At 71.9% G+C, this 8,955-nt stretch carries 7 protein-coding genes and 2 rRNA genes; 7 read left to right on the top strand and 2 right to left on the bottom strand.

The window, feature by feature from the left end:
* From G4G93_RS34945 to G4G93_RS34915, 7 genes are all read left to right on the top strand, one after another.
* The coding region (locus G4G93_RS34945) for a methyl-accepting chemotaxis protein (RefSeq protein WP_246737190.1) at positions 1-605 on the top strand (605 nt) is incomplete at its 5' end.
* A 201-nt stretch (positions 606-806) separates the two neighbouring features.
* The gene (locus tag G4G93_RS34940) at positions 807-2,759 is read left to right on the top strand and encodes a methyl-accepting chemotaxis protein (RefSeq protein WP_246737189.1); all 1,953 of its coding nucleotides are present in this window, start codon (positions 807-809) and stop codon (positions 2,757-2,759) included.
* A 126-nt stretch (positions 2,760-2,885) separates the two neighbouring features.
* A complete protein-coding gene (locus G4G93_RS34935) occupies positions 2,886-3,389 on the top strand; it encodes a chemotaxis protein CheW (RefSeq protein WP_165091882.1) in 504 nt (167 codons plus the stop codon).
* A 42-nt stretch (positions 3,390-3,431) separates the two neighbouring features.
* Complete coding sequence (locus G4G93_RS34930) at positions 3,432-4,289, top strand: protein-glutamate O-methyltransferase (protein WP_312892331.1); 858 nt, start codon at positions 3,432-3,434, stop codon at positions 4,287-4,289.
* A gap of 104 nt (positions 4,290-4,393) precedes the next feature.
* Positions 4,394-5,491: a chemotaxis response regulator protein-glutamate methylesterase gene (locus tag G4G93_RS34925; RefSeq protein WP_165091881.1), complete on the top strand. Its 1,098-nt coding sequence runs from the start codon at positions 4,394-4,396 to the stop codon at positions 5,489-5,491.
* A gap of 137 nt (positions 5,492-5,628) precedes the next feature.
* The gene (locus G4G93_RS34920; protein ID WP_165091871.1) at positions 5,629-6,831 is read left to right on the top strand and encodes an HD-GYP domain-containing protein; all 1,203 of its coding nucleotides are present in this window, start codon (positions 5,629-5,631) and stop codon (positions 6,829-6,831) included.
* A 272-nt stretch (positions 6,832-7,103) separates the two neighbouring features.
* Entirely contained in the window at positions 7,104-8,300 is a 1,197-nt protein-coding gene (locus G4G93_RS34915) for a DUF2252 family protein (RefSeq protein WP_246737191.1), read from the top strand.
* A gap of 193 nt (positions 8,301-8,493) precedes the next feature.
* Here G4G93_RS34915 and rrf read toward each other — a convergent pair.
* Both rrf and G4G93_RS34905 read right to left on the bottom strand, forming a co-directional pair.
* Positions 8,494-8,609 (bottom strand): 5S ribosomal RNA (gene rrf / locus G4G93_RS34910).
* Between the two features lie 113 nt (positions 8,610-8,722).
* A 23S ribosomal RNA gene (locus tag G4G93_RS34905) occupies positions 8,723-8,955 on the bottom strand; the annotation flags it as partial.

Genomic DNA, 8,955 nt, shown 5'->3' with positions numbered 1-8,955 from the left:
CGGCCCGGGCCGGCGAGCACGGTCGCGGCTTTGCCGTGGTGGCGAGCGAGGTGAGGAAGCTCGCCGAGCGCAGCCAGGCGGCGGCGGCCGAGATCGGCACGCTGTCGATCGACACGGTCAAGGCGGCGCAGGCGGCGGGCGACATGCTGGGCCGGCTGGTGCCCGACATCAAGCGGACGGCGGCCTTGGTCGAGGAGATCTCGGCGGCGTGCCGGGAGCAGGATGTCGGGTCGGGGCAGATCAACCAGGCGATCCAGCAGCTCGACAAGGTGACGCAGCAGAACGCGAGCGCGTCCGAGGAAGTCTCGGCGACCTCGGAGGAGCTGGCGGCCCAGGCCGAGACCTTGCAGGAGACGATCGGCTACTTCCGGATCGACGGGGCGCAGGCGCCCGCCCTGGGCGCGCGCCAGATCGACGGGGCGGTGTCGCAGCTGCGCGCGACGGCGGCCCGGATGGCGGTGAAATCGCCGGTGCGGGGCCCGGCCAAGCGCGGGGCGGCGGTCCGGCCGGCGAAGGCCGCGCCGAAATCGCCCGGCGGGGGCGGCTTTGCCTTCGACATGAGCGAGGGCGACGAGCGCGACGCCGACTTCACCCGCGTCGCCTGACACAGGACGGCCGACGCACGCGATACCCGGACGGGTGCAAGGCGGAGAGCATCGCTCTCCCCGGCGCCCGTCCGGCCCCCGAGCGAACCGCGCCGCACACCGATCACGACACCTTGCGATGCGCGCTCCGGACCGGGCGGCACCGCGGCCGGTCCACGACCACCCGGCTTCTTACGGTTCGCGGAAGGAAAGGCTCGCTCGATGAGCATGTTCGACAACATCTCGATGCCTCGAAAACTGGCCCTCACCTTCACCGTGATGCTGGCGGTCGAGCTGGGGGTGAATGGCGTCGTGCACTGGAAGTCGTCGGAGATCCGGCAGGCCGTCAACTGGTCGGACCACACGATCCAGGTGATCGACGCGACCAACCGGGCGATGTCAGGGATGGTCGACCAGGAGACCGGCTATCGCGGCTTCCTGCTTTCCGGCGATCCGAAGTTCCTTGCCCCCTACCGGAAGGGCTGGGACGGCTTCGAGGCCGCCTGGCGCCAGGCCAAGGACCTGACCGCCGACAACCCGGCCCAGCAGGAGCGGCTCGACGCGGTGCGCCGCCTGGCCGAGGCCTGGCACGGGGGCGTCGCCGAGAAGGGCATCGCCCTGATGGGCAGCCCCGAGACCCGCGACGCCGCCCGGCAGGCCGAGATCGCCGGCGCCGGCAAGGAGGCGATGGACGGCCTGCGCGCCAAGATCGCCGAGGTGATCGGCATCGAGAACGCGCTGATGCAGACGCGGCGGACCGCGCAGACCGCCGCCTTCGAGACGACGACGCAGATCATCGCGTTCGGCACCCTCGCCACCCTGCTGATCGCCGCCGGCATCGCCTTCCTGCTGATCCGCACCGTGGCGCGGCCGGTGACCCGCGTCAGCGCCAAGCTCGCCGACCTGGCGACCCCGCTCGATACCGGGCGGCGCGACGAGGTCGGGCAGATCCAGGGCACCGCGCTCGCGGTCGAGCAGGCGTTCCGCGACATCTCCGAGGTCCTCGCGGCGGCCTCGGTCGGCGACTTCTCGAAGTCGCTGGCGAAGGATTACGGCGGCTTGAGCAGCGAGGTTCAAGCCCATCTCCGGGCGATGACCACGAACCTGCGGGCGATCACCGACATCGCGACCGCGATCGCCGACGGTGACCTGACCGTCGAGGCGCGGCGGCTCTCGGACCGGGACGGGCTCGGCATCGCCCTCGAGCAGATGCTGGCGAAGCTCCGCCACGTGGTGGCGGACGCTTCCGCCGCGGCGGCCAACGTCTCGGCCGGCTCTCAGGAGCTGTCGGCCTCCGCCGAGCAGCTGTCGCAGGGCTCGACCGAGCAGGCCGCCTCGACCGAGGAAGCCTCCGCCTCGATGGAGGAGATGGCCGCCAACGTGAAGCAGAACGCCGAGAATGCCGGCCAGACCGAGGCCATCGCCCGCCAGTCGGCCAAGGACGCCGAGGCGAGCGGCGCCGCGGTGGGACGCGCCGTCGAGGCGATGCAGACCATCGCCCAGAAGATCACCATCGTGCAGGAGATCGCCCGCCAGACCGATCTCCTGGCGCTCAACGCCGCCGTCGAGGCGGCCCGGGCCGGCGAGCACGGTCGCGGCTTTGCCGTGGTGGCGAGCGAGGTGAGGAAGCTCGCCGAGCGCAGCCAGGCGGCGGCGGCCGAGATCGGCACGCTGTCGATCGATACGGTCAAGGCGGCGCAGGCGGCGGGCGACATGCTGGGCCGGCTGGTGCCCGACATCAAGCGGACGGCGGCCTTGGTCGAGGAGATCTCGGCGGCGTGCCGGGAGCAGGATGTCGGGTCGGGGCAGATCAACCAGGCGATCCAGCAGCTCGACAAGGTGACGCAGCAGAACGCGAGCGCGTCCGAGGAAGTCTCGGCGACCTCGGAGGAGCTGGCGGCCCAGGCCGAGACCCTGCAAGCCACGATCGCCTATTTCCGGATCGGCGAGGACGAGGCTGCGGCGGCCGGATCGCGGCCGCTCGACGGGGCGGTGTCGCAGCTGCGCGCCACGGCCGCCCGGATGGCGGTGAAATCGCCGGTGCGGGGCCCGGCCAAGCGCGGGGCGGCGGTCCGGCCGGCGAAGGCCGCGCCGAAATCCCCCGGCGGGGGCGGCTTTGCCTTCGACATGCGCGAGGGCGACGAGCGCGACGCCGACTTCACCCGCGTCGCCTGAGCGGGTCCGGCCCCGCAAGGCCCCCCGCCCCTCCCGGCCGCCCGTCTCCCCGACGGCGGCCGGGTCTCCCACCCTCACCTTTCCCCGGCATCCCGGGGGCGAGAATCTGGCCAGCCGGAGCGCGAGATGTCGAGTGTATGGCAGTATCTGACCCTCGGTCTCGGGCGCGAGACCTTCGGGATCGATATCGAGAACGTCCAGGAGATCCTGGATTACCGCGCCCCCGCGGCTCTGCCGCAGGCGCCGGCCTTCCTCGTCGGCATGATCGACGTGCGCGGCCAGAGCTACCCGGTGGTCGACCTGCGCACCAAGCTCGGCCTTCCGCCGGAGGCGCCGACGCAGGCGACGCGGATCATCCTGCTCAACATCCCGATGCCGGATCAGACGATGCAGGATCAGCCGACGAAGGAGCGGACGATGCGGGTCGGCTTCGTAGCCGACCGGGTCTTCGAGGTGACGGAACTCGACCGCGCCGAGATGGAGGCCGCCCCCGAGGTCGGCGGCCGCTGGCGCTCGACCTACATCGCCGGCATCGGCCGGCGCGGCGACGCCTTCGTGGTGGTGTTCGACCTGGTGCGGTTGATGGCGGGCGACGAGCCGGCGCTCGCCGGCCGACCGCTGGCTGCCTGAGGACCGGTCCCGCGTGCCCCTTCCCGTCAGGTTCCCCTTCCCGTGACATCACTCCCCCTCACCTCGCAGCAGCTGAGCGAGCGTCATTTCCAGTCGATCGCCGAGGTCGTCGAGGCGCGCGTCGGCATCCAGCTGCCCGCCACCAAGCGCACGATGGTCGAGGGGCGCCTTCGCAAGCGCGTGCGGGCGCTGCAGCTCGACAGCCTGGACGCCTATGCCCGCCACCTCTTCGACGAGGGGCGGCTCGCCGAGGAGTTCGTGCACCTCGTCGATTGCGTGACGACCAACAAGACCGATTTCTTCCGCGAGCCGGCGCATTTCGACCTGCTGCGCGAGACGCTGGTGCCGCAGCTCTGCGCGCTGCCGACCCATCGCGGCGAGCGCCCGCTCCTGAAGATCTGGAGCGCGGCGGCCTCGACGGGCGCCGAGGCCTACACCCTGGCGATGGTGCTGCAGGACATGATCGGAGCGGGCCACCGCTTCGACTACGCGGTCCTGGGCACCGACGTCTCGACCGAGGTGCTGCGGTCGGCCGCCGAGGGAGTCTATTCCGACGAGATGCTCGCCGTGGTGCCGGCTCCCTTGCGCCGCCGCTACGTCATGGCGGCTCGCGACCCCGCCCGGCAGGTCGGCCGGATCGTGCCCGAATTGCGCCGCCGGGTGCGCTTCCGCCACCTCAACCTGATGGACGAGCGCTACCCCGTCGACCGCGACGTCGACGTCGTGTTCTGCCGCAACGTGCTGATCTACTTCGACCGGCCGACGCAGCGGGCGGTGCTCGGGCGGCTCGCCGGCCACCTGCGCCCCGGCGGCTACCTCGCGGTGGGCCATTCCGAATCGATGTCCGTCACCGGCGTCCCGGGCCTGACCCAGGTCACCTCGACCGTCTTCCGCCGCTGAGCGGACGTGCACGGCAATTCCGATCGAGTCCCTGTTCTTGCACCCTGTCTGTCGCCGAAGCGGTCGCCGGTTCGGCGGCGGACGGGGGCCTGGAGGATACGCCCATGCCCGCGACCGCTCCGATCCGCGTCCTCGTGGTGGATGATTCGGCCTCCGTCCGACAGACGCTGTGCCAGATCCTCGCCACCGCCCCGGACATCACGGTGCTCGGCACCGCCGCCGACCCGTTCGTGGCGGCCCGGCGCATCCATGAGGAGGTGCCCGACGTCATCATCCTCGACCTCGAGATGCCCCGGATGGACGGCCTCACCTTCCTGCGCAAGATCATGGCGCAGAAGCCGATTCCGGTGATCGTGTGCTCGACCCTGACCGAGGCGGGATCGCGCATGCTGTTCGACGTGCTGGAGGCCGGCGCCGTCGACGTGCTGCCGAAGCCCCGCATCGACACACGCCAGTTCCTGGTCGAATCCTCCGTGCGGGTCTGCGACGCGGTGCGGGCCGCCGCCCGCTCGCGCCTGCGCCCGCGGCGCGCGAGCGTGCGCAACGTCGAGGCCAAGCTGTCGGCGGACGCGATGCTGCCGCCGCCGGTCGCGCCCCGTCGGGTGACCGGGACCGATCCGATCGTCTGCATCGGCGCCTCCACCGGCGGCACCGAAGCCCTGCGCGACGTGCTGGAACTCCTGCCGGCCGATTCGCCCGGCATCGTCGTCGTCCAGCACATGCCCGAGCGCTTCACCGCCGCCTTCGCGCGCCGGCTCGACGGGCTCTGCGCCGTCGCGGTCAAGGAGGCCGAGACCGGCGACGCCGTGCTGCCCGGCCGGGTCCTGATCGCCCCGGGCGGGCGCCACCTGCTGGTCCAGCGCACGGGCGGGCACTACGCCGTCGCGGTCAAGGACGGGCCGCTGGTCTCGCGCCACCGCCCCTCCGTCGACGTGATGTTCCGCTCGGCGGCGCAAGCCGCGGGCGCCAACGCGCTCGGCATCCTGATGACCGGCATGGGCGACGACGGCGCCAACGGCCTCCTGGAGATGCGCCGGGCCGGCGCCCTGACGGTCGCCCAGGACGAGGAGAGCTGCGTCGTGTTCGGGATGCCCAAGGAGGCGATCGAGCGCGGCGCGGCCGCGCGGGTGACGCCCCTCGACCAAATCCACCTGGAGATCCTGCGCTTCGGCGCGGCCTCGCCGCTCGGGCGGACGGCATGAGGGCGCTGCCCGCCGCCGGCGATCCGCCGGCCCCGTCCTTCCGCATGCCCGCACCTGCGGCGACGGCAGGGCCGGGGCACGAACCTGCGGTCAGCCATGCGGGGCCGGTCGCGGCGTCCCGTCCGGGGACGCCGCCGATGCGGGCGCTCCTCGTCGACGACAGCCCGTCGAGCCTGGGGCAGCTGACCCGCCTCGTCGAGGAGGCGAGCGCCCTGCTCTGCATCGCCTTCACCGACCCGCAGGCGGCGCTCGATGCGGCCCGGACCGGGCATTTCGACCTCGTCCTCGTCGACTACGTCATGCCGGGCCTCGACGGCATCGCGCTGACGCGCGCCCTGCGCGGCCTGCCGGGCTACGAGCAGGTCCCGATCGTGATGGTGACGTCGAGCCCGGACGAGCACGTGCGGGTCGAGGCCCTGGAGGCGGGGGCGACGGACTTCCTGTCGAAGTCGCCCGATGCCAGCGAGATCCGGGCGCGCCTGCGCAACATGGTCAACCTCTCGATCGCCTTCCGCCGGCTCAACGACCAGGCGGCCTGGCTCGCCCAGGAGGTGGAGGCGGCGACGCGCCGCCTGCTCGACCGGGAGGAGGAGATCATCTTCCGCCTGTCGCTGGCGGTGGAGTACCGGGACAACGACACCGGCGGCCACACTTGGCGCGTCGCCCGCTACAGCGCGATCCTGGCCGGGGCACTGGGGCTGCCCCCGGCCCTCTGCCGCTCGATCTTCCTCGCCGCGCCCCTGCACGATGTCGGCAAGGTCGCGGTGCCCGACGCGGTCCTGCTCAAGCCGGGACGCCTCGACCCGGAGGAATTCGCGGTGATCCGCGAGCACGCGGCCATCGGCGAGCGCATCCTGGGCGGCAGCTCCAGCGACCTGATCCAGCTCGCCGCCGAGATCGCCGGCGCCCATCACGAGCGCTGGGACGGAATGGGCTATCCGCTCGGGCTGTCCGGGCGGCTGATCCCCCTCCCGGCCCGGATCGTCGCCATCGCGGACGTGTTCGACGCCCTGACGACCGTACGGCCCTACAAGGGCGCCATGACGGACGAGGAGGCCTTCGCCCACATCGCGCGGGAGCGCGGCGGCCACTTCGATCCGACCTGCGTCGACGCCTTCCTGGCGGCCGCCGAGCGGATCCGGGCGGCCCGGCACGAGCGGCCGAGCACGGGCGGCGCCTGGATCGGGCCGGGGACGGCACCGGCCGCGCCCGCGCGGGGGTCGGGCGGCGCTGAACCCGACGGTGGTGCGCCACCCGTCCCGCGGCCCCTCGACGGCCACTCCGCCGAGCCAAAGGTGCAGGGCCGCCGTTTTCGGAGCATGGGGTCACCCGTGCCCTGAACGACCCACTCGGAACCCACATGGCCGGCCGGCTCCGGCAGGCGCCGGAGCCCGGGATCGACCAAGTGGCAGCTCCTTGCACGCATGAGTACCCCGCATCATCCACAGCGGAGACGAAACGACGCGCCATGCCGACGGCGTCTCGTGCGTTTCAGTCCCGCGGCCAAGGTAGCGTCGAGGCCGCTCCGAGGCAGGTGGTGGCATTGCGCGAGATCAGATCCTTCGGCCCCGAGGAGCGGGCGGCCGTCCTGGAACGTCAGCGGAACCTGAAGATGGCGCGGTCGGCCCACGCCTATGTCCGCGGCAACACCCTGAAATTCTACGAGTGGCTGGACGGGCTCCCCCGCGGGACCCTGCCGGAGGGGCCACCGGTCTGGATCTGCGGCGATTGCCATCTCGGCAATCTCGGGCCGCTCGCCGATGCCGAGGGCCGGGTCGACATCCAGATCCGCGACCTCGACCAGACGGTGATCGGCAACCCGACCCACGACCTCGTCCGCCTCGGCCTGTCGCTGGCGAGCGCCGCCCGCGGCTCGGACCTGCCCGGCGTGGTCACCGCCCGGATGCTGGAGGGGATGGTCCGCGGCTACGCGCGGGGCCTCGCAGGACCGGACAGCGACGCGGCCCCGCCCGAGCCGGAGGTGGTGCGCACCGTGCGGCGCCGGGCCTTGGGCCGGCACTGGAAGCAGCTCGCCCGCGAGCGCCTGAAGGACGTGGAGCCCGCGATTCCGCTCGGGCGCAAGTTCTGGGCCCTCGACGACACCGAGCGCGCCGCCCTGGCCGACCTGTTCGACGAGGACGGTGTGCGCGGACTCGTGCGCGCGCTCGACGGCCGGGACCCCGCATCCGGCCTTCGCCTGGTCGACGCGGCCTACTGGATGAAGGGGTGCAGCTCGCTCGGCTTCCTGCGCTACGCCGCCCTGGTGCGGATCGAGGGGTCGCCCGCCAAGGAGCATCACGGCAAGGATCACCACGCCCAGGGAATTCACCCCAAGGATCCCAACGGCCGGGGTCGGCTGGCCCTGATCGACCTGAAGGAGGCGGTGGCGCCGGCGGCGCCCGCCGCCCCGGGGGTGCGGATGCCGCCGGATCACGCCGCCCGGGTCGTCGCCGGGGCGCGGGCGCTGTCGCCGAACCTCGGCGAGCGGATGCTGCCGGTGCAGCTGCTGGCCAAGCCGGTGGTGATGCGCGAGCTCGCGCCGCAGGACCTGAAGCTCGACGTCGACCAGTTCAGCCGCGAGGAGGCGGTACGCGCCGCCCATTACCTCGCCTACGTGGTCGGCCAGGCGCATGGCCGGCAGATGGAGGCAGGAACCCGCGCGGGTTGGCAGGCGGAGGTCGTGCGGGGCACGCAGGAAGGCGCGGAGGCGCCGTCCTGGCTGTGGTCGAGCGTGGTCGAACTCGCCGGCCGCCACGAGGTCGGCTACCTGCAGCATTGCCGCCGCTACGCCGACGAGCGGGCCGCCTGAGCGTCACGCCCCGCGCGGGCTCGCCCCTCCCCTCTCGCGGGCTTGAAGCAGTTCGGCGAAGAGCAGAGCCGCGATGGAGCGGCATTCCAACGAGGCAAGCGTACCTCCGAACGCAGCAAAGCCCGCCAGGGTTGAGCCTGGCGGGCTTTGCTGCTTCGAGAATCGTGCAGAGGGAACGTGGCGTGCTTGGCAGGTCTGGCGGTGACCGACTCTCCCGTGTCTTGAGACACAGTACCATAGGCGCTGGGGCGGTTAACGGCCGAGTTCGAGATGGGATCGGGTTCTGATCACCCCGCTCAGACCACCAGACCGGCCAAGCACGTTCGTTGCGGCAAGCATGCGCTCTGTGGCAGCCCCTTGGCTGCGTCAGGCGTCTTCATCGTGTCGTGGTGTCGGGGTCGATCCGGACACGGATCATGAGAGCGATCAAGCCGATCGAGCGATTAGTACTGGTCAGCTCAGCGCGTTACCGCGCTTGCACATCCAGCCTATCCACGTGGTCGTCTTCCACGGCTCTCAAGGGAGTTCTCGTTTCAAGGGGGGTTTCCCGCTTAGATGCCTTCAGCGGTTATCCCGACCGAACATAGCTACCCTGCACTGCGGCTGGCGCCACAACAGGTCCACCAGAGGTTCGTCCATCCCGGTCCTCTCGTAC

Source organism: Methylobacterium sp. DB0501, from assembly GCF_011043735.1.
GTDB classification, from domain to species: domain Bacteria; phylum Pseudomonadota; class Alphaproteobacteria; order Rhizobiales; family Beijerinckiaceae; genus Methylobacterium; species Methylobacterium alsaeris.
This window is presented reverse-complemented; position numbering and strand designations above follow the sequence as displayed.